Below are 19,027 nucleotides of genomic sequence, written 5' to 3'. Positions count from 1 at the left end.
AGCCCCCGGGGCCTGCAAGCGGATTTTTCCAGGCCGAGGGAAGTTTTTTGGAAATTCCCATAAAGCAACATGAATACAGTCGGTTACGAGCCAGAATATTTGCGGGCTCCCGCATGTTCGCGCCCCTTCCGCAGCGTCCGCCAAAGCCGCCGAGATCCACATCTTGCGGCACCCACAGGGTTATCCACAACACTGCCCACAAAAGCCCCCGAGTCAGGCAGAGTCACGACCGAGAATGAGCGAGTCAGAAGGCACCCACACAGACTCGCGGCGGCACAACGCATGCACAGGAGAAGCCCCGACCATGCGCGCCGGCTGGCCGGGTGCTCTCCCAAAGCAAAAGGGGGGCCGATTGCACAGCCGCCCTTTCGAACTCCGTAAGGCCCCCTACCCCCCCTGCCCTCTCCGCGTCGGCGTTCTCGGCCTCGATCGCGGCGGAGATATCCTCCGCGAGGTTCGACAGGTGCTGATCCAGCGCCGCGTCGACCGCCTTGGGGTCGCGGGCGCGCAGCGCCTCCATAATCGCGCCGTGGTGCGAGACCACCCTTTCGCGGTTGCGGCGCATGGTGGCCGACAGGAACCGTGCGCGCCACAGCCGGGCGAGATAGGCGTGGTGGGTTTCGGCCAGCGCCTCGTTGTGGGCTGACTCGGCGATCAGCCGGTGAAACGCCATGTCCATCTCGAAGAGATCCAGGGCATCCACCTGGTCGTAGGCCTCGGCGATCCGCTCGTTGAGCTCTGCAAGGCGCGACAGGTCCTCCTCGGTGGCGCGCTCGCAGGCGATCTGCGCCGAGAGTTTCTCAAGCGCGAGGAGCACCACGACCTGGTCGTGCACCTCCTTGACGGTGGGCCGGGCGACGATCGGGCTGCGCGACGGGCGCAGCACCACCAGCCCCTCCTGCGCGAGGATACGGATCGCCTCGCGCATGGGGGTGCGGCTCACCCCCAGGTCGGCGGCATTGTCGCGCTCCTTGATCGCGGTGTCCGGCGGCAGCTTGCCGCGCAGAATATCGCGGCGCAGCTGGGCGGCGATCTGCTCGGCCAAGGAGGTCTCGGCGGTGCTCTCGGACATGGGTGCCTCTCAGTGTCAGCCTTTACGGCTCTTCGTCAGCCTTTACGGCTCTTGTCATGCGCCCCGCGGCGCGGAGCGGTCCGGTGTATAGACCAAGGTCACCCCTGAGGGGAAGGTGACCGCCTATTTCTGATTTGGTATACCAAAAATTGTTGATTGTCGATCCCACCCTGAGGTAGCCTCGATTCCAGATGGTATACCATCCGGCGCTGTGAGGGAGCGCCGCAACCGGGGGAAAACCCCAAACTTCTGGGAGGAAGACATGAAGATCAAAACCCTGCTGAAGGCTGCGACAGCGGCCACGGTTCTTGCCGGCCCGGCGCTGGCCCAGGACGTGACCCTGCGCATCCAGACGCATTACAACCCCGAGCAGACCTCGGGCAAACTTGCCGCGGAATTCGTCCAGGACGTGGAGACGATGTCCGGCGGCGCCATCGACATCGAGATGTTCTACGCCTCCTCGGTCGTGGCCACTGTCGAGACCTTCGACGCGGCCGCCAACGGCATTCTCGACTGCGACATGACCGGCGGTGCCTACCAGACCGGCAAGAACGCCGGCTTCCAGTTCGTCGGCGACATCATGGGCGGCTATGACACCCCCTATCAGCAGCTCTCGTGGCTCTACTACGGCGGCGGGCTCGAGCAGGCGCAGGAGCTCTACAACGAGTTCGGCATGCAGCTGATCGGCTGGTGGGTCTACGGTCAGGAATCGCTGGTCTCCTCGACCCCGATCGCTGGCCCCGAAGACCTGAAGGACTGGAAATTCCGTTCGCCCCCGGGGATGGAGACCGAGATCTTCGCGAACCTCGGCGCCTCGCCGATCGTGATGGACTTCACCGAGGTCTTCACCGCGATGGAAACCGGCATCATCGAGGGCACCGACTACTCGGGGCTCGCGAACGACGAGTCCATCGGCCTCTTCGATCTCGCCAAGCATGCCACCTACCCCGGCTTCCACTCGATGCCGTCGGACCACCTGGCTTGCAACAAGACGGTCTGGGACGGCCTGTCGGAGCAGAACCAGCGCATCATCGAAACCGCGATGGAGAAGCTGGCGCTGCGCTCGGCGCTCTATTTCGAGAAGGCCAACAACGAGGCGGCTGCCCGCCTGACCGAGGCCGGCGTCACCCTGCACAACTGGACGGCCGAAGATCGCGCCACCTTCCGCCAGGCCGCACAGGCCGCCTGGGACGTCTGGGCCGAGAAGTCGCCCGAAGCCAAGGCGCTCGTCGAGAGCCACAAGGCATACCTGGGCCAGCTCGGCCTGCTGTCGTCGGAATAAGGCGCGCCCGCGTCTGACCTGAAAAGGCCATGCGGCGGGCCCATCTGCGGGCCCGCCGTTCCTGTCTCACGAACCCTGTGACTCCTCCGAAAGGGTTAACCCAATGTCCAATGAAAGCCTCTGGCTCGGCGCACTGCGCGGACCGGTTCGCCTGCTGGCGATGGCCAGCACCGGGCTGGCGCTGGCCGTCTTCGCCTGGCTCGTGCTCGGCCAGTTCGTCTCGGCAGAGCCGATCGGCATGTACGAAATGCTCCGCCCCGAGGGCCGGCCGCTGGTGTCGGTCATGCTCTGGGCGCTCTTCGCCGCCCTGATCTTCGGCTCGATCTACCTGTCCGACCGCCGCGGTTCGATCGAGATCGCGCCTACCGGCCCGCTCGACATCCTGTCGCTGGTACTCTCGCGCCTGTCGATGATCGGCATCGTCGCCATCGTGATCGTCATGTTCTACGAGGTCGTGGCCCGCTACGTCTTCGAGAAGCCCACGCTCTGGGCCAACGAGCTGTCGCTGTGGATCGCGTCCTTCGTGTTCCTGCTCGCCGGGCTCTACGCCATGCAGCAGCGGAGCCACATCCGCATCTACATCATCTACGACATGTTCCCGCGCTGGATGCAGAAGCTGGCCGACGTCATCTCGGTCTCGCTGATCTGGGTGTTCTTCTTCTGCCTGCTCTGGGGCGGCTACAACGAGGCCATGCAGAAGCTCGGCCGGATGGAGACCTTCGGTACCGCCTGGGATCCGCCCCTGCCGGCAACGCTCAAGATCGGGCTCATCATCATCATCGGCCTCGTGGCCCTGCAGGCGCTGTCCAACCTCATCGCCGACTGGAACAAGGCCCCCGAACACCATTCGCCCGCGGACGAGATCGACGAAGTCGAGATCGAGAATATCCGTCGCACGCTGGAGGACTGACGTAACATGGTGGATATCGGCACACTCAGCCTGATCCTGCTGCTGGGGATGTTCGCCCTGCTGGCGATCGGCATGCCCCTGGGCTTCGCCTCCGCCTTCCTGGCAGTTGCGACACTGGTGATGAAATTCGGCCCCGACCTGCTGTTCGGGCGCTTCGGCATGGGACCCTTCGCGGTGCTCGGCCAGGCGGTCTACCGGCAGATGGTGAACTACGTTCTCATATCGGTGCCACTATTCATCTTCATGGCCTCGCTATTGGAACGCTCCGGCATCGCGCGGGACATGTACAGCTCGCTCAACGTGTGGCTGTCGCGCACCCGAGGCGGCATCGCCTTCGTGACCTCGATCATGGCCGTCATCATGGCCGCCATGTCGGGGATCATCGGCGGCGAGGTCGTGCTGCTGGGCCTCATCGCCCTGCCGCAGATGCTGCGCCTCGGCTACAACCAGAACCTCGCCATCGGCACCATCTGCGCCTCGGGCTCGCTCGGCACGATGATCCCGCCGTCGATCGTGCTGATCTTCTACGGGCTGGTCACCGAGACCTCGATCAAGGCGCTGTTCACGGCATCCTTCCTGCCGGGCTTCATGCTGGCCTCTTTCTTCATGATCTACATCTTCATCCGCACCCGGATGAACCCCGACGAGGCTCCCCTGCCCCCGGCAGACCCGGATGCCCCCGCGGGCGGCGAGAAGGCCCTCATGTTCCTCGGCTTCATCTCGCGCTTCGGCATGTGGATCGTGGCGGCGCTCACCTTGCGCGCGCTGTTCTTCACGGTGACCGGCGCCAACGTGGTGACCGAGGGCGTGGACCCGATCCCGCTCGGCATGGTCGCGGACATTCCCTGGCTGGTCGGCGCGCTGGTGATCTTCGCCATCGTGGTCTTCTTCGTCGTCGGCCGCGAGCGCACCGCCATCGGCTGGGAGATGGGCAAGGGCCTGATCGCCCCGACCATCGTGATCGGCGTCGTCCTCGGCTCGATCTACGGCGGCATCACCGGCATCACCGAGGCCGCGGGCATGGGCGTGGTGGCGGTCTTCGTCATCGGCCTCATCCGCCGCGAGATGAGCTTCGAGGTGGTCTGGGACGCGGTCATGCGCACGCTCAAGTCAACCGGCACGATCATCTGGGTGACCATCGGCGCGGCAGCCCTCGCGGCGGCCTACACGCTGGCGGGCGGCCCGACCTACGTGGCCAACATGATTGTCGGCTCGGACCTGCCCACCATGGGAATCATCCTTGTGATGATGTTCATCTTCCTCATCATGGGGATGTTCATGGACTGGGTCGGCATCGTGCTGCTGATCATGCCGGTGTTCCTGCCGATCGTGCTGCGCCTGCCCGCCGAGGAGATCGGCTGGCTCGGCCATGTCGACAGCAACTATATCGCCATCTGGTTCGGCGTGGTCTTCTGCATGAACATGCAGGTCAGCTTCCTGTCGCCGCCCTTCGGCCCCGCCGCCTTCTACCTGAAGTCCGTCGCCCCGGCGCATATCTCGCTGACCGACATCTTCCGCGGCTTCCTGCCCTTCATCGGGCTGCAGCTGCTGGCCCTGCTGGTGCTGCTGGCCTGGCCGCCGATCGTCACGCTGTTCCTGTAACGCGATCCCGAGGGGGCGGTGCGCGCCGCCCCCTTGCTTGACCCTCCGTCGCCGGAGGCAGAAAGTTCCCCCACCGATCCCCGTCCGAGCGCCGCCGGCTCCCGCACGCCGCGCCTATGGCGGAGATATCCCCAGCCGCTCCATGGAGCCCACGCCAAGATGAAAACCGTCCGCCTCTCCGAACATGACAATGTCGTCACCGCAGTCGTCCCGCTGGAGGTGGGCGACGAGGGCGCGACCACGCTGATCCCGCGCGGCCACAAGATGGCCACCACCGACATCGCGAAGGGCGCCGCGGTGCGCAAATACGCCCAGATCATCGGCTATGCCGCCGAGGACATCTCGGCCGGCGCGCACATCCACACCCACAACCTCGAGTTCCGCAACGTCGAGGCCGAGTACGAATTCGGCACCAACCTGCGCCCGGTGCCGCCGGTCGAGACGCCCGACACCTTCATGGGGTACCGCCGCTCCACAGGGCGCGTTGGCACCCGCAACTACCTTGCGATCCTGACCTCGGTGAACTGCTCGGCCACCGCCGCGCGAATGATCGCCCAGCACTTCACCCCCGAGAAGATGGCCGCCTATCCCAATGTCGACGGCGTTGTCGCCTTCGTGCACGGCACCGGCTGTGCCATGGGCGGCGACGGCACCGGCTTCGAGTTCCTGCAGCGGGTGCTGTGGGGCTACGCGCGCAACCCCAACATCGGCGGCGTGCTGATGGCGGGCCTCGGCTGCGAGGTGATGCAGATCGACTGGCTGGTTCAGGCCTATGGGCTGGAGCCCGGCCCGCTCTTCCAGAAGATGAACATCCAGGACGAAGGCGGGCTCAGGAAGACCGTCGAGCACGGCATCGCGCAGGTCGAGAAGATGCTGCCCGAGATCAACAAGGCCACCCGCACCCCCTGCCCCGCCTCGGAGCTGATGGTCGCCCTGCAATGCGGCGGCTCGGACGCCTGGTCCGGGATCACCGCCAACCCCGCTGTCGGCTATGCCTGCGACCTGCTGGTCGCGCAGGGCGGCACCGGGGTGCTGGCCGAGACGCCCGAGATCTACGGCGCCGAGCACCTGCTCACCGCCCGCGCCGCAACTCCCGAGATCGGCCACAAGCTGATCGACCTCATCCACTGGTGGGAGGAGTACACCGCGCGCAACCACGGCTCGATGGACAACAACCCCTCGCCCGGCAACAAGAAGGGTGGGCTGACCACCATCCTCGAGAAATCCCTGGGCGCGGCGGCCAAGGGCGGCACCACGCCGCTCAACGGCGTCTACAAGTATGCCGAGCAGGTCACCGCGAAGGGCTTCACCTTCATGGACAGCCCCGGCTACGATCCGGCCTCGGTGACCGGGCAGATCGCCTCGGGCTGCAACCTCGTGTGCTTCACCACCGGCCGCGGCTCGGCCTTCGGCGCCAAGCCCAGCCCGTCGATGAAAGTCGCCTCGAACAACGAGCTCTACCAGCGCCAGACCGAGGACATGGACGTCAACGCCGGGCGCATCCTCACCGAGGGCGCGACGGTCGAGGAAGTGGGCCGCGAGATCTACGAGATGTGGCTGCGCATGGCCTCGGGCGAGCAGAGCAAATCCGAGGCGCTGGGGCTCGGCGACTACGAGTTCGTCCCCTGGCAGGTCGGCGCGGTGATGTGATCCGCCGGCGCGCCCGCCGCGGCACTGGGGAGAGCGACGTGAGCCACAGCCAAACCCGGCCCGCCCCTCTCCGCCGCGCATCGGCGCGCCCGACGGACGTGCAATCCCGCAGGCCCGGCTGTGCACGCAATTCGGGTGCCGCTGCCTTGTGCGGCGGCACACCTGCGCACATGGTGCCGCGAATGACCTTCCCCTCTGCAAGCAACTGAAAGGCCCAGCTCATGTCCCTCCTTCCGGCGCGGACGCGCTGAGCCATGTCGATTGCTCCCCGCGAAGACCGGACGGGTTTCGGCCTGATGCTGATGGCGCTGGCCGTCATCGGCTTCACCTGCATCGACACATCGGCCAAATGGCTGCTGCAGCACGGCATTCCGGCGCTGCAGGTGGTCTGGTGCCGCTATGCCGGCCACCTTGTGCTGGTGCTGCTGACCTTCCTGCCGCGCGAGGGGGTCTCGCTGCTGCGCACCGCGCACCCCTGGAAGCAGACCATCCGCGCCGCCGGACTCTTCGGCAGCACCATGCTCAACTTCCTCGCGCTGGCCTACCTGCCGATCACCGTGACCACGACGATCATGTTCGCCGGGCCGATCGTGGTGACCCTGCTGGCGATCCCCCTGCTCGGCGAAAAGGTCGGCCCGCACCGCATCGGCGCAGTCTGCGTCGGTTTCCTGGGCGTGCTGGTGGTGATGCAGCCCTGGGGGGGCGGACTTCCATCCCGCCATGCTGCTGTCGATGGGCGCGCTCTGCTGCGCGGCGGTCTACTTCATCCTGACCCGGCAACTCGCCGGGATCGAGAGCAACGCCACCTCGCAGGTCTGGGGCGGGGCGTTGCCGACGCTGCTGCTGGCGCCCGTCGTTCTGCCGGACTGGCAGGCCCCCGAGAGCGCCGGCACCGGCGCCATGCTGGCGGTGATCGGCGTCTTCGGGGCGGTGGCGCATCTGCTCGCCACCGCGGCGCACCGCTACGCCGGGGCCTCGGTGCTGGCGCCCATGGTCTACCTTCAGCTGATGAGCGCGGCGGCGGCCGGGCTGCTGGTCTTCGGCACATGGCCGACGATCTGGACGCTGATCGGCGCGATGATCATCATCGGCGCGGGGCTCTATATCTGGCACCGCGAACGGCAGCGAGGGGTGCCCCATTCGAAGATCCCGCCAAGGCTCTGAGCGCCGCGCAAAAAAGAGGGGGGGCGCTGCCCCCGCCCTACGGGCACCCCCGGGGATACTTTCGCCTAGAAGAAAGCCTGCAGGCGCGCCTCAGACGGCGTAATACTCGCGGTACCACTCGACGAAGCGGCGCACGCCCTCGCCGACCGGGGTATATTGCGACTCGCCCGCGAGGCGCGCCAGCAGCGTCGTGCCCGCCCAGGTCGCCGGCACGTCGCCGGGCTGCATCGGCAAGAGATTGCGCTTGGCCGGAAGGCCGGTCGCCGCCTCGATCGCCTCGATGAACTCGCCGAGCTTCACCGGGCTACCGTTGCCGATGTTCACCACCCGCCAGGGCGCGACCGGCGAGAGGCTGTCCTCGGGACCGGCGGGCGCGCCGCGCTGCGGGGCGACCGGGGCGAGCCGGTGCAGCGCCGCGACGAGATCATCGACGAAGGTGAAGTCGCGCATCATCCGCCCGTGGTTGTAGACGTCGATCGGCGCGCCTTCGAGAATGGCCTTGGTGAACTTGAAGAGCGCCATGTCCGGGCGGCCCCAGGGGCCATAGACGGTGAAGAAGCGGAACATGGTGGTCGGCAGGTCGTAGAGATGCGCGTAGCTGTGCGCCATGCTCTCGGTCGCCTTCTTCGTCGCCGCGTAGAAGGACATCTGGTGGTCGGTCTTCATCGTCTCGAGATAGGGCATCTCGGTGTTCGACCCGTAGGCCGAGGAGGTCGAGGCGATCAGCATGTGCTTCGGGGGATAGGCCCGTGCCGCCTCGAGCAGCTCGAAGGTGCCGGTGATATTGCTGTCGAGATACTCGCGCGGCTTCTCGATCGAATGGCGCACCCCCGCCTGCGCGGCGAGGTGGTAGACATAGTCGAAGCGATGATTCTCGAAGAGCCCCAGCAGCAGCCCGCCGGTTTCGACCCGGCCCTCGACGAAGCTGAAGCCCTCGCCCTCGAGCAGTGCCAGCCGCGCCCGTTTCAGCGCCGTGTCGTAGTAATCCGTCACCGCGTCGAGGCCGACGACCTCGTGGCCCTCGGCAAGCAGGCGTTTGCAAAGATGGAAACCGATGAAACCGGCTGCGCCGGTCACGAGCGTCTTGGGCATCAGGGGCCGCCTCATTCTGTCGTCGCGCCCCCCCGATAGGCCAGACCCCGCCGATTGTAAATCGCCGGGGTCCTCCGTGGCGCTCAGCCGCGGCCGATGTAGGGCATTCCGGGCGCCATGACGGTGACGAACTGGACGTTCGCCTCGAGCGGCAGCGTCGCCATGTGCATCACCGTGCTGGCCACATGGGCCGCATCCATGACCGGCTCGACGGCGATCGAGCCATCGGCCTGCGGTACGCCCTGGGTCATCGCCTGCGCCATGTCGGTCAGCGCGTTGCCGATGTCGATCTGCCCGCAGGCGATGTTAAAGGCCCGCCCGTCCAGCGACAGCGAGCGGGTCAGCCCGGTGACCGCGTGCTTGGAGGTGGTGTAGGGAGACGAGCCCCAGCGCGGCACATGCGCCGAGACCGAGCCGTTGTTGATGATCCGTCCGCCCTGCGGGTCCTGCCGGCGCATCCGGCCAAAGGCGGCGCGGGCGCAGAGGAACATCCCGGTGATGTTGATCGAGCTGAGCTTGAGCCATTCCTCGGCCGGGATCTCGTCGATCATCGCGCCCTTGAGACCGACACCGGCGTTGTTGAAGAGCGTGTCGAGGCGGCCCCACTCGGCCATGGCCTTGTCGAAACCGGCCTCCACCGCCTCGGGATCAGCCACGTCGAAGGGCAGGACCAGCGCATTGGGGTTGCCCCCCGCGGTCTCTTCCAGCGGCGCCTCGCGGCGGCCGACGAGGCCGACCTTCCAGCCCGCGTCGAGGAAGGCCTTCGCGGTCAGCCGGCCGATGCCGGAGCCGGCGCCGGTGATGATGATGCTCTGCATGAAATCTCTCCCAGGGAAACGGCGCGGGCACCTGCTGCGCCCGCGCCGGAACAGGTTCGTGTCAGTGGTTGTCGCGGGGCAGGCTGCGGGCAACCTTTTGGTAGGCCGTCGCCAGCTCGAGGCAGCCGCCGTCGGACAGCTGTCCCACGTTCTTGCGGTAGATCTCCTGCCAGGGTGTCTGGTTGACGATCTCGGGCGGGGTCCAGTCGGCCTTGCGCTTCTCCCACTCGGCATCCTCGACCAGCGCGTTCATCGTGCTGGTGTTGAGATCGAGCCGCACCATGTCACCGGTCTGCAGGTAGGCGAGCCCGCCGCCGACCACCGCCTCGGGTGAGGCGTTGAGGATCGAGGGGCTTTCCGAGGTGCCGGATTGGCGGCCATCCCCCACCGTCGGCATGTGGTTGATGCCCCGCCGGATCAGCGCATCCGGCGGCTGCATGTTCACCACTTCGGCCGAGCCGGGGTAACCGACGCAGCCGACGTTGCGGATAAAGAGGATGCAATGCTCGTCGATCTTCAGGTCGGGATCGTTGATCCGGTCGTGGTAGTCCTCCGGCCCCTCGAAGACGATGGCGCGGGCCTCGAGGATGCCCTCCCTGCCCGGCTCCGACAGGAAGCGCTTCTGGAAGTCCTCGGAGATCACCGAGGTCTTCATCAGCGCCGAATCGAAGAGGTTGCCCGAGAGCACCTTGAACCCGGCGTTGGTGCGCATTGGCGCGTCGTAGGTCTTGATCACGTCGGTGTCCTGGCTGCCGAGGCCGGTGACGTTCTCGCCCATGGTTTTGCCGGTGGCGGTCATCGCTCCCTCGTGGATGCGACCGGCCTTGCGCAGTTCCTCCATCACCGCGGGCACGCCGCCGGCGCGGAAGAAGCTCTCGCCGAGGTATTCACCGGCGGGCTGCATGTTGACCAGCAGCGGCACGTCGAAGCCGATGGTCTCCCAGTCCTTGACGTTCAGCTCCACACCGGCGTGACGGGCGACCGCCTGCAGGTGCGGCGGGGCATTGGTCGAGCCGCCGATGGCGCCGTTGACGACGATGGCGTTCTCGAAAGCCTCGCGGGTCAGGATGTCCGAGGGTTTGAGATCCTCGTAGACCATTTCCACAATGCGCTTGCCGGTCTGGTAGGCCATGGCCATGCGCTCGCGGAACGGCGCGGGGATTGCCGAGTTGCCGGTGAGCGACATGCCGAGCGCCTCGGCCATCGCGTTCATCGTCGAGGCGGTGCCCATGGTGTTGCAATGGCCCAGCGAGGGCGCCGAGGAGCAGACCCGCGACATGAACTCCTCGTAGTCGATCTTGCCCTCGGAGAGCAGGCGGCGCGATTCCCAGACGATGGTGCCCGAGCCCGCGCGCTTGCCCTTCCACCAGCCGTCGAGCATCGGCCCGCCGTTGAGCGCGATGGCCGGGATGTCGACCGTGGCCGCGCCCATCAGCATGGCGGGGGTGGTCTTGTCGCAGCCGGTGGTCAGCACCACGCCATCGAGCGGGTAGCCGTGCAGCACCTCGACGAGACCGAGGTAGCTGAGGTTCCGATCGAGCGCCGCGGTGGGCCGCTTGCCGGTCTCCTGGATCGGGTGCACCGGGAATTCCATCGGGATCCCGCCCGCCTCGCGGATGCCCGCCTTGATCCGGTCCATCAGGAAGACGTGGATCTTGTTGCAGGGCGCGATGTCCGAGCCACTGTTGGCGATGCCGATGATCGGCTTCTCTGCCTGCAGCTCGTCGCGGGTGTATTCCTGGTTCTGATAGCGCTCGACATAGAGCGCCGTCATGCCGGGATTGTTGGGGTTGTCGAACCACTCCTGCGAGCGGAATCGTTTGTTGGCACGTGTGTCGGACACGGGTAGCTTCCTCTCCTTGACGCGCCTCCCCGCGCGCCTTCCTCAGGCGCGCCGCGTGACGCGCTCGTTCTTGCAGCAGCTTCCCAATTTGGTATACCAAATGCAAGAGCAATCATGGGAGGAGCGATTGCCAATGCGTGCCGGGCCGCGAGGCAGCGGATCATTTCCGTTTAATTCCGAGATATTGAGCCGCGCGAAGACGTGCCGAACAAGGAACGCCGCATGACCCGCGCCGCCTTCTGGCAGGGCTATCGCGACTGCGCGCCCTTCGTCACCGTGGTCATCCCCTTCTCGCTGCTCTTCGGAGTCGTCGCCCGCGACGCCGGGCTCGACATCCTGCAGGTCATGACCATGTCGGTGCTGGTGATCGCCGGCGCCTCGCAGTTCACCGCGCTGGCGCTGCTGCAGGAGCACGCGCCGGTCTTCATCGCGCTCACCGCGGCGCTGGCGGTCAACCTGCGCATGGCGCTCTACTCGGCGGCGCTGGTGCCGCATGTGGGCCACGCCAGGCTCGGGGTGCGGGCTCTGATGGCCTATCTCATGGTCGACCAGGCTTATGCCGTGGCGGTGAAGACCTACGAGGAAAAGCCCGGCATGAGCCGCGACGAGCGTGTCGCCTACTATTTCGGGGTCATGGCCCTGATCTGCCCGTTCTGGTACGGCTGCACGTTGCTTGGCGCGCTGGTCGGCACGGCGATCCCGGCCTCGTTGCAGCTCGATTTCGCCGGCCCCGTCTGCTTCATCGCGATCACCGCGCCGCTGCTGCGCTCGCTGCCGCACATGCTGGCCGCGGCGGTCTCGGTCGTCTGCGCGATTCTCTTTGCGGGCTTTCCCGCCGGGCTCGGGCTCATCGCCGCGGCGCTGGTGGCCATGCTGGTCGGCGCGCAGGCGGAGCTGGCGCTGCGCCGCCGGGCCGCGCGCCTCACCTCGGGAGGACGGGCATGATCGACGACACAACCTTCTGGACGCTCACCATCCTTCTGGGGATCGGCACCTTCCTCATCCGATTCTCCTTCCTCGGTTTCTTCGGTCGCAGGCAGTTGCCGGATTGGGCCGTCCTGCACCTCAAGTACGTCGGCGTCGGCGTGCTGCCCGCCATGGTGACGCCGCTGGTGCTCTGGCCGCAGGCAACCGGAGGCGAGACCGAGCCCGCGCGGATCATCGCCGCGCTGGTGACCTTCCTCGTGGCGCTGCGCCTGTCGGTCACCGGCGCGCTGGTGGCGGGGATGGGCACGCTCTACCTGATGCAGGCGCTGCTCTGACGCGACCCGAGGCAGAATTCGGGGCCGGAAAAGAGAGAGGGCCGGCCCCCTCCTCCGAGACCGACCCCCTGCGAAGCGCCACCGGCTGCGAGGGCGGCGGGCTTCGCGGTTTGCCGGGCGGAATTGAATCGCGCCCCGGCAATATGTCCTGACCTGCACCTGCTCAGGTGATGGCGCGCCGAGGTGATCCTGCCCGTTTCCCGAGCAGCCAGAACGACACGCTCACGAAACTGCGATTCTCCGATACGGCTTCGCGTCTTCATGGTATCGATACCACCGTGTACGAGAGCCCGTCAACAGGGGGCAGGCAGGCGGATCATGGCAGACGGCAGGAAATGGGTGACGATGGGCGACGTGGCCGCCCGCGCCGGCGTGGGCAAGATCACCGTGAGCCGCGCCCTGCGCACCCCCTCCAAGGTCAGCCCCGCCACGCTGCGCAAGGTGCAGGCGGCGGTGGACGAGCTCGGCTACGTGCTTGACGAGACCGCGGGCGCGCTCAGCTCGCAGCGCTCGCGGGTGGTCGGCGCGCTGGTCTCTACGCTGGAGGAGGCGGTCTTCGCCGCCACCGTGCGCGGCCTGACGGAGGGCCTCGCCGACGGCGGGCTGCAGCTTATGCTCTCGGCCACGCAATACGCCCCCGAGGCCGAGGCGGCTTTGCTGCCCACCATGCTCGGCCGCCGCCCCGAAGCGCTGGTGCTCACCTCGGACGATCATACCGAGGCGGCGCATCGGGTGCTGTCCCGCGCCGGGCTGCCGGTGCTGGAGCTCTGGGAGCTGCCGAAGCAGCCGGTGCATGCGGCAGTGGGATTTTCCAATCGCGCCGCCGGGGCCGCGTTGACCCGTCACATGGTCGAGACCGGGCGGCACCGGGTCGCCTTCCTCGGACTCGACCGGCAGCACGACCGGCGCGCGCGGCTGCGCATGGAGGGCTACCGCGACTGCGCCGGGCAACTGGCCGGAGAGCGCGTGGTGGCGGTGAAGGCTCGGCCCGAAGCCGTGGGGCCGGATTATGGCGCCGAGGGGCTGACCGAGATCCTGCGCCGCTGGCCCGACACCGAGGCGGTGGTCTGCGTCAGCGACATGGTGGCCATGGGGGCGCTCTGCGAAGCGCGGCGGCGCGGGCTCGACGTGCCCGGGCGGCTGGCGATCTCGGGCTTCGGCGATTTCGACATGGCGCAGGACTCGGCGCTGGCGCTGACCACGATCCATATCGACGGCGCCGCCATCGGACGCCGCGCCGCCGAGCTGATCCTTGCAGGGGATATCCCCTGCGGCCTGCGCGAGGATCTGGGCTTCAAGCTGATCCGCCGCGCCACGAGCTGACCTCGTGGAACGGCAGCCGGGCTTCAGACCTCGCCCTTCTTCACCTCCTCGGCCAGATCGATCCCGCCCATCTCGGCGATCCGGTCCGACAGGCTCGGCACGTAGTCCGCGCCGTGCCCCGTCGCCTCGGCGGTGGAAAAATAGTGCCGGGTCGCGCTGGCGATCAGCGCCGGCGCGTTGACCTTGGCCGCCATCGCATTGGCATAGCGCACGTCCTTGCCGCCGTTGAAGATGCTGAACTTATGCGCCTCCATGTCCCGGTCGACCGCGTAGCGCATGAAGGTGTCGAAGAAGCCGTTGCCGAGCCGGCTGGAGCCGATCACCTGCCGCACCGTCTGCGGCGAGATGCCGGACTTGGCCGCCAGCACCGTCGCCTCGGCATAGAGCGCGGCGTAGCTCATCGAGATGAGGTTCATCACCAGCTTCATCTTGTGGCCCGCCCCGACCCCGCCGACGCGGTTGATGTTGCCCGCCCAGCTCTCGATCACCGGCAGGACCTTGGCGAAGGTCTCGTCATCGGCCCCGACCATGGCGTCGAGCGTGCCTTCCTCGGCCTCCTTCGGGGTGCGGCCGAGCGGCGCGTCGACCATCGCCCCGCCCTTCTCGGCCAGCTGAGCGGCCAGCGCCTCGGTCGATGCGGGATCGGCGGTAGAGCAATCCACCACGATCAGCCCCGGCCGTGCCCCCGCGAGGATGCCGTCCGCGCCGCGCATCACGCCCTCGACCTGCGGCGAGTTCGACAGGCACAGATGAATGATGTCGCAGGTCTCGGCCATCTGCTTCGGCGAGGCCGCCTCCTGCGCCCCCCGCCCCAGCAGGTCCTCGACCGGGGCGCGGTCGCGGTTGCCCTTCACCCAGAGCGGGTAGCCGCCCTTGAGGATGTTCTTGGCCATGCCGTGGCCCATCAGGCCCACGCCGATGAAGCCCACTACAGGATTGTCGCTCATGAAATTCTCCTCCCAAAGATGCCTTACAGCGAGGCAGTGATGCCGCCGTCGACAAAGAGCGTATGTCCGTTCACGAAACTCGAGGCCGGGGCGCAGAGGAAGACGCAGGCGCCGACCAACTCCTCGACCTCGCCCCAGCGGCCCGCCGGGGTGCGCTTTTCCAGCCAGGCGCTGAACTCGGGATCGGCGACCAGCGCGGCGTTGAGCGGCGTCTTGAAATAGCCCGGCGCGATGGCGTTGCAGTTGAGCCCGTGTTTCGCCCAGTCGGTCGCCATGCCCTTGGTGAGGTTGGTGATCGCTCCCTTCGAGGCGGTGTAGGGCGCGATCCCCGGCCGCGCCAGCGCGCTCTGCACCGAGGCGATGTTGACGATCCGCCCCTGCCCGCGACCGATCATGTGCCGCGCGCAGGCCTGCCCGACGTAGAAAGCCGAGTAGACATTGGTGCGCATCAGCCGGTCGAAGGCCTCGGGCTCGAATTCCTCGAGCGGTCCGCGGTGCTGCATCCCGGCATTGTTGATCAGGATGTCGATCGGTCCGGTCTCGGCCTCGTAGCGGTCGATGGCCGCCCGTGCACTTGCGTGGTCGGTGACGTCGAAGCCGAGCGCCTCGGCCTGATGCCCCTCGGCCTTCAGCGCCGTGACCGCCTCTTCCAGCCGCTGCGGGTTGCGCCCGTTCAGCAGCACCTTGGCCCCCGCCTGCGCAAGTCCGCGCGCCAGCGCGTAGCCGATACCCATGGTCGAGCCGGTCACCAGCGCGGTGCGGCCCGTCAGATCAAACAGGGACATAGTAGCTCCTTTTCCCTTGGTCCCGCCCGTGCCCCGGCACGGCTGCGGTGATCCGCATCCCCCATTGACAAAACGGGGCGGGACCGTATTCAGGAAAATGGTATACCAAATGAACCCGGATGCAAGGACAAGCCACGGGACGGGAGAGGACGAGGCGGAGTGAGGTGAGGAGACCCGGCGCAACCCTGTTGGACCGAGAGCGCGGCCCATGCTGAGCTTTGCTGCCGCCGTGTTCCTGCTGTTCATCACCCCCGGGCCGGGGGTGCTGTCGATCGCCGGTGTCGGCTCGGCATATGGCTGGCAGGGCGGACTGCGCTACGGCACGGGGCTCTTCATCGGCACCAACCTCGTGATGACGCTGGTGCTGACCGGCTTTGCCGCGATCATCCTATCGGCGCCCGCGGTGCGGGTTGTGCTGATGGCACTGTCGGTGTGCTACCTGCTTTATCTCGCCGCCCGCATCGCGCTTGCGGGCAGCCGCATCGCCTTCATCGAGGCCAAGACCGCGCCGGGCGTCCGTGCCGGCGTGCTGCTGCAGGCGATCAACCCCAAGGCCTATGCGGTGAACACCGCCATGTTCACCGGGTTCTCCTTTGCGCCCGAGGCGCTCGGATTCGAGACCGCCGCGAAGATCCTCATCATGAACGCGATCTGGATCCCGGTGCATCTGGCCTGGCTCAAGGCGGGCGTCACCCTGCACCGGCTCAACCTCAGCTACCGCACCCAGCGGTGGATCAATTACGGCATGGCGCTCGCCATGCTGGGCGTCGTCGCGCTGGCCCTGGTGTCGGCCTTCGGCGCGACCTGACACAGACACAGACCTTTCGGGAGGACCTGACCCATGACGACATACACCGGATGCTGGCCCGTGGTGCCGACGCCGTTCCACGAGGACGGCACGCTCGACCTCGAGGGGATGAAGCGCGTTCTCGATTGCACCATCGACATGGGCGTCGACGGCATCTGCATCCTTGCCAACTTCTCTGAGCAGTTCCTGATCTCGGACGAGGAGCGCGCTATCCTCACCAAGCTCTGCCTCGAGCACGTGGCGGGCCGGGTGCCGGTGATCGTGACGATCTCGCACTATGCAACGCCCATCGTCGTGGAGCGTGCGCGCAATGCCAAGGCGCTCGGCGCCGACATCGTGATGATGATGCCGCCCTACCACGGCGCGCTGCTGAAAGGCACCGCCGAGCAGACCTTCGAGCAATTCCGGCAAGTGGGCGAGGTCGGCATCCCGATCATGCTGCAGGATGCGCCGCTCTCGGGCGTCGACCTGCCGGTGCCGCTGCTGGTCAAGATGGCGAACGAGATCGAGATGCTGAAGCTCTTCAAGATCGAGTGCCCGCAGGCGGCCGCCAAGCTGCGCAGCCTGATCGCCGAGGGTGGCGCGGCCATCGAGGCGCCCTTCGACGGCGAGGAGGCGATCACTCTGCTCGCCGATCTCGACGCCGGCGCCACGGGCTGCATGACCTCGGCGATGATCCCCGACCAGATCCGCCCGATCGTCATCGATTTCCTTGCCGGCAACCGGCAGGCGGCCTTCGACGGCTACGCCCGCATCCTGCCGGCGGTGAACCACGAGAACCGGCAATGCGGCTTCCGCTCGGCCAAGCACGCGATGATGGTCGGCGGGGTGATCAAGTCCGCCTTCTGCCGCCACCCGATTGCCCCCTTGCATCCGGACACCGCTTCGATGTTGATCGAGCTGATCAAGCCGCTCGATCCGCTCGTGCTGAACTGGGGCAAGTAAGCCGGCACCGGTCCGCCCGGACGCACGGCAATGCCGCCGGGCGGGCATTCGCCCGGCTCCCGAGGTGCTGGCTTCCGTCCGTAGCGGGCGGACCCGCGCCCGGCATATCAACTTGGAGACCTGAGAAATGACCCTCTTCGCGCCGCTCGAACAACTCCTCGGCGACCGCCTTGCCACCAGCGACGCCATCCGCGAGCAGAATGCGCGGAACGAGGCGCATTTCCCGCTCGCCATGCCCGATGCCGTGGCCTTCCCCGAAACCACCGAGGAAGTCGCCGCCATCGTGCGCTTCTGCGCCGAGACCGGCACGCCGATCACCCCCTTCGGCACCGGCACCTCGCTGGAAGGCCAGCACCTTGCCATCAAGGGCGGCATCAGCCTCGACTTCTCACGCATGAAAAAGGTGCTGGAGATCAACGCCGAGGATCTCAACGTGGTGGTCCAGCCCGGCGTCACCCGCACCGAGCTGAACGAGGAACTGCGCACGACGGGCCTCTTCTTCCCCATCGATCCCGGTGCCGATGCCTCGCTCGGCGGCATGGCGGCGACGCGCGCCTCCGGCACCACAGCGGTGCGCTACGGCACGCTGCGCGAGAACGTGCTGGCGCTCGAGGCGGTGATGTCCGACGGCAGCATCATCCGCACCGGCACCAAGGCGCGGAAAAGCTCGGCGGGCTATGACCTGACGCACCTGCTGGTCGGCAGCGAGGGCACGCTCGGCATCATCACCGAGCTGACGCTGAAGCTGCACGGGCTGCCCGAGGGCATCGCCTCGGCCACCTGCCGCTTCCCCTCGGTCGAGGAGGCGGTGAACTGCGTGATCCTGACCATCCAGTCCGGGCTGCCGATGGCGCGGATCGAGCTGGTCGACGAGATGATGGTGCGCGGCTTCAACATCCACGCGGGATCAAGCCTGCCCGAGCAGCCGCATCTCTTCGTCGAGTTCCACGGCAGCCCCGCGGGCGTCGCCGAGCAGGCGCAGAGCTTCCGCGAGATCGCCGAGGATTTCGGCATGGAGGCCTGGCAGGAGGCGAACACCACCGAGGCCCGCAACGCCCTGTGGAAGATGCGCCACGGCGCGCATTTCGCCTCTGGTGCGCTGCGCCCCGGCGCCCAATATGGCACGCTGGCGACGGATGTCTGCGTGCCGATCTCACAGCTCGCCGAGGCGGTGCTGCAGGCGCAGGCCGATGCCCGCGCGGCGGGTCTCGTCTGCACCATCGTCGGCCATGTCGGTGACGGCAACTTCCACTGCGCCGTGCGCTTCGATCCGAGCGACCCCGCCGAGGTCGAGGCCGTTCACGCCTTTGCCGGCAAGCTGAACGATACCGCGCTGCGGCTCGGCGGCACGGTGACCGGCGAGCATGGCATCGGCATCGGCAAGCAGAAGTACATGAAGGCCGAGCACGGCCCCGCACTGGACTGGATGCGGCGGATCAAGACCGCCTTCGACCCGCAGGGCATCCTGAACCCGGGCAAGCTGCTGCCGCCCGAGGACTGACGGTCCGCGCCCCGACACCCATG

General features: G+C 67.2%; 17 protein-coding genes and 1 pseudogene. 12 read left to right on the top strand and 6 right to left on the bottom strand.

Annotated elements, in window-relative coordinates; genetic code table 11:
* Window positions 1-244: 244 nt before the first annotated feature.
* The gene (locus CLG85_RS11825) at window positions 245-1,072 is read right to left on the bottom strand and encodes a GntR family transcriptional regulator (protein ID WP_260348932.1); all 828 of its coding nucleotides are present in this window, start codon (window positions 1,070-1,072) and stop codon (window positions 245-247) included.
* A gap of 262 nt (window positions 1,073-1,334) precedes the next feature.
* Between CLG85_RS11825 and CLG85_RS11820 the strand changes: the two genes are divergently transcribed.
* The 6 genes and pseudogenes from CLG85_RS11820 to CLG85_RS11795 all read left to right on the top strand — a co-directional run bounded on the left by CLG85_RS11820 (window position 1,335) and on the right by CLG85_RS11795 (window position 7,680).
* Window positions 1,335-2,354 carry a TRAP transporter substrate-binding protein gene (locus tag CLG85_RS11820; protein ID WP_224847215.1) on the top strand — a complete coding sequence of 340 codons (1,020 nt, stop codon included), beginning with the start codon at window positions 1,335-1,337 and terminating at the stop codon, window positions 2,352-2,354.
* A 103-nt stretch (window positions 2,355-2,457) separates the two neighbouring features.
* Window positions 2,458-3,264: a TRAP transporter small permease subunit gene (locus CLG85_RS11815; protein ID WP_224847217.1), complete on the top strand. Its 807-nt coding sequence runs from the start codon at window positions 2,458-2,460 to the stop codon at window positions 3,262-3,264.
* Window positions 3,265-3,270: 6 nt separating this feature from the next.
* A complete protein-coding gene (locus CLG85_RS11810; protein WP_260348931.1) occupies window positions 3,271-4,866 on the top strand; it encodes a TRAP transporter large permease in 1,596 nt (531 codons plus the stop codon).
* Between the two features lie 159 nt (window positions 4,867-5,025).
* Window positions 5,026-6,516, top strand: coding sequence for a D-arabinonate dehydratase (locus tag CLG85_RS11805; RefSeq protein ID WP_260348930.1), 1,491 nt, complete (start codon window positions 5,026-5,028; stop codon window positions 6,514-6,516).
* Window positions 6,517-6,770: 254 nt separating this feature from the next.
* Window positions 6,771-7,145: pseudogene (locus CLG85_RS11800) on the top strand (EamA family transporter); the annotation flags it as partial.
* A 91-nt stretch (window positions 7,146-7,236) separates the two neighbouring features.
* Window positions 7,237-7,680: a DMT family transporter gene (locus CLG85_RS11795; protein ID WP_260348929.1), complete on the top strand. Its 444-nt coding sequence runs from the start codon at window positions 7,237-7,239 to the stop codon at window positions 7,678-7,680.
* Between the two features lie 90 nt (window positions 7,681-7,770).
* Here CLG85_RS11795 and CLG85_RS11790 read toward each other — a convergent pair whose 3' ends face one another.
* From CLG85_RS11790 to CLG85_RS11780, 3 genes are all read right to left on the bottom strand, one after another.
* Window positions 7,771-8,772, bottom strand: coding sequence for an SDR family NAD(P)-dependent oxidoreductase (locus tag CLG85_RS11790; RefSeq protein ID WP_260348927.1), 1,002 nt, complete (start codon window positions 8,770-8,772; stop codon window positions 7,771-7,773).
* An 83-nt stretch (window positions 8,773-8,855) separates the two neighbouring features.
* The gene (locus CLG85_RS11785) at window positions 8,856-9,590 is read right to left on the bottom strand and encodes an SDR family oxidoreductase (RefSeq protein ID WP_095880769.1); all 735 of its coding nucleotides are present in this window, start codon (window positions 9,588-9,590) and stop codon (window positions 8,856-8,858) included.
* A 61-nt stretch (window positions 9,591-9,651) separates the two neighbouring features.
* Window positions 9,652-11,433, bottom strand: coding sequence for an IlvD/Edd family dehydratase (locus CLG85_RS11780; protein ID WP_095880770.1), 1,782 nt, complete (start codon window positions 11,431-11,433; stop codon window positions 9,652-9,654).
* Window positions 11,434-11,655: 222 nt separating this feature from the next.
* Between CLG85_RS11780 and CLG85_RS11775 the strand changes: the two genes are divergently transcribed.
* The 3 genes from CLG85_RS11775 (at window position 11,656) to CLG85_RS11765 (ending at window position 14,018) form a co-directional block, all read left to right on the top strand.
* A complete protein-coding gene (locus tag CLG85_RS11775) occupies window positions 11,656-12,378 on the top strand; it encodes an AzlC family ABC transporter permease (protein ID WP_260348926.1) in 723 nt (240 codons plus the stop codon).
* On the top strand, window positions 12,375-12,695 hold the full coding sequence (locus CLG85_RS11770; RefSeq protein ID WP_224847239.1) for a branched-chain amino acid transport AzlD family protein: 321 nt from the start codon (window positions 12,375-12,377) through the stop codon (window positions 12,693-12,695). Before CLG85_RS11775 ends, CLG85_RS11770 begins: the two co-directional genes overlap by 4 nt.
* 318 nt (window positions 12,696-13,013) lie before the next feature.
* Window positions 13,014-14,018 carry a LacI family DNA-binding transcriptional regulator gene (locus CLG85_RS11765; protein ID WP_260348925.1) on the top strand — a complete coding sequence of 335 codons (1,005 nt, stop codon included), beginning with the start codon at window positions 13,014-13,016 and terminating at the stop codon, window positions 14,016-14,018.
* A gap of 23 nt (window positions 14,019-14,041) precedes the next feature.
* On the opposite strand, the gene CLG85_RS11760 is transcribed toward CLG85_RS11765, so the two are convergent.
* Together CLG85_RS11760 and CLG85_RS11755 are read right to left on the bottom strand one after the other, a co-directional pair.
* The gene (locus CLG85_RS11760; protein WP_095883372.1) at window positions 14,042-14,965 is read right to left on the bottom strand and encodes an NAD(P)-dependent oxidoreductase; all 924 of its coding nucleotides are present in this window, start codon (window positions 14,963-14,965) and stop codon (window positions 14,042-14,044) included.
* Window positions 14,966-14,988: 23 nt separating this feature from the next.
* On the bottom strand, window positions 14,989-15,750 hold the full coding sequence (locus tag CLG85_RS11755) for an SDR family oxidoreductase (RefSeq protein WP_095883373.1): 762 nt from the start codon (window positions 15,748-15,750) through the stop codon (window positions 14,989-14,991).
* Between the two features lie 208 nt (window positions 15,751-15,958).
* On the opposite strand from CLG85_RS11755, the gene CLG85_RS11750 reads away from it, so the two are divergent.
* The 3 genes from CLG85_RS11750 (at window position 15,959) to CLG85_RS11740 (ending at window position 19,004) form a co-directional block, all read left to right on the top strand.
* Window positions 15,959-16,558: a LysE family translocator gene (locus tag CLG85_RS11750; protein ID WP_095883374.1), complete on the top strand. Its 600-nt coding sequence runs from the start codon at window positions 15,959-15,961 to the stop codon at window positions 16,556-16,558.
* Between the two features lie 33 nt (window positions 16,559-16,591).
* Entirely contained in the window at window positions 16,592-17,503 is a 912-nt protein-coding gene (locus tag CLG85_RS11745; protein ID WP_095883375.1) for a dihydrodipicolinate synthase family protein, read from the top strand.
* A 127-nt stretch (window positions 17,504-17,630) separates the two neighbouring features.
* A complete protein-coding gene (locus tag CLG85_RS11740) occupies window positions 17,631-19,004 on the top strand; it encodes an FAD-binding oxidoreductase (protein WP_095883376.1) in 1,374 nt (457 codons plus the stop codon).
* Window positions 19,005-19,027 lie beyond the last annotated feature (23 nt).

Source organism: Alloyangia mangrovi, assembly GCF_002300555.2.
Lineage (GTDB): Bacteria > Pseudomonadota > Alphaproteobacteria > Rhodobacterales > Rhodobacteraceae > Salipiger > Salipiger mangrovi.
This window is presented reverse-complemented; position numbering and strand designations above follow the sequence as displayed.

Bases quoted from the DNA above. Each gene is read 5' to 3' on its own strand.
- CLG85_RS11825 (WP_260348932.1), bottom strand. From the start codon at position 1,072: ATGTCCGAGAGCACCGCCGAGACCTCCTTGGCCGAGCAGATCGCCGCC.
- CLG85_RS11820 (WP_224847215.1), top strand. From the start codon at position 1,335: ATGAAGATCAAAACCCTGCTGAAGGCTGCGACAGCGGCCACGGTTCTT.
- CLG85_RS11815 (WP_224847217.1), top strand. From the start codon at position 2,458: ATGTCCAATGAAAGCCTCTGGCTCGGCGCACTGCGCGGACCGGTTCGC.
- CLG85_RS11810 (WP_260348931.1), top strand. From the start codon at position 3,271: ATGGTGGATATCGGCACACTCAGCCTGATCCTGCTGCTGGGGATGTTC.
- CLG85_RS11805 (WP_260348930.1), top strand. From the start codon at position 5,026: ATGAAAACCGTCCGCCTCTCCGAACATGACAATGTCGTCACCGCAGTC.
- CLG85_RS11795 (WP_260348929.1), top strand. From the start codon at position 7,237: ATGCTGCTGTCGATGGGCGCGCTCTGCTGCGCGGCGGTCTACTTCATC.
- CLG85_RS11790 (WP_260348927.1), bottom strand. From the start codon at position 8,772: ATGCCCAAGACGCTCGTGACCGGCGCAGCCGGTTTCATCGGTTTCCAT.
- CLG85_RS11785 (WP_095880769.1), bottom strand. From the start codon at position 9,590: ATGCAGAGCATCATCATCACCGGCGCCGGCTCCGGCATCGGCCGGCTG.
- CLG85_RS11775 (WP_260348926.1), top strand. From the start codon at position 11,656: ATGACCCGCGCCGCCTTCTGGCAGGGCTATCGCGACTGCGCGCCCTTC.
- CLG85_RS11770 (WP_224847239.1), top strand. From the start codon at position 12,375: ATGATCGACGACACAACCTTCTGGACGCTCACCATCCTTCTGGGGATC.
- CLG85_RS11765 (WP_260348925.1), top strand. From the start codon at position 13,014: ATGGCAGACGGCAGGAAATGGGTGACGATGGGCGACGTGGCCGCCCGC.
- CLG85_RS11760 (WP_095883372.1), bottom strand. From the start codon at position 14,965: ATGAGCGACAATCCTGTAGTGGGCTTCATCGGCGTGGGCCTGATGGGC.
- CLG85_RS11755 (WP_095883373.1), bottom strand. From the start codon at position 15,750: ATGTCCCTGTTTGATCTGACGGGCCGCACCGCGCTGGTGACCGGCTCG.
- CLG85_RS11750 (WP_095883374.1), top strand. From the start codon at position 15,959: ATGCTGAGCTTTGCTGCCGCCGTGTTCCTGCTGTTCATCACCCCCGGG.
- CLG85_RS11745 (WP_095883375.1), top strand. From the start codon at position 16,592: ATGACGACATACACCGGATGCTGGCCCGTGGTGCCGACGCCGTTCCAC.
- CLG85_RS11740 (WP_095883376.1), top strand. From the start codon at position 17,631: ATGACCCTCTTCGCGCCGCTCGAACAACTCCTCGGCGACCGCCTTGCC.